At 43.0% G+C, this 286-nt stretch carries 1 protein-coding gene; it reads left to right on the top strand.

Going from position 1 to position 286, the window contains the following annotated elements; genetic code table 11:
• Nucleotides 1–88 precede the first annotated feature (88 nt).
• On the top strand, nucleotides 89–286 hold a 198-nt coding region (locus tag MD536_RS21410; RefSeq protein ID WP_239603819.1), incomplete at its 3' end, for a hypothetical protein.

Here is a 286-nt window from a genome sequence, read left to right as displayed (position 1 = left end):
TTCCTTGAAACCTGAAGACACGTGGGATAACTAAAAGAAGCAGGATATCCCGTTATTATTCTTAAAATATGCCAGATGAGGTCCCGCAATGGATACAATTTCTTTTTCCGGCCAGGGTGACCCCAAAAATCCTGATTTAAGAACAAGGGTTTTTTGCATTTTTAGCGATAATCGTGTATTTCGCACCAAATCTCCGTCTATGTTCAATGCAGCCATAAAGCACGCCGGCATAAGCGGAGTATATATTCCGTTAATGGTTGAGCCACGCGATCTGGGCAAGGCCATT

It is taken from the genome of Flavihumibacter cheonanensis, assembly GCF_022352215.1.
Classification (GTDB): Bacteria; Bacteroidota; Bacteroidia; order Chitinophagales; family Chitinophagaceae; genus Flavihumibacter; species Flavihumibacter cheonanensis.
The sequence above is the reverse complement of the archived record's forward strand: the minus strand, read 5'-3'. Positions and strand labels throughout refer to the sequence as shown.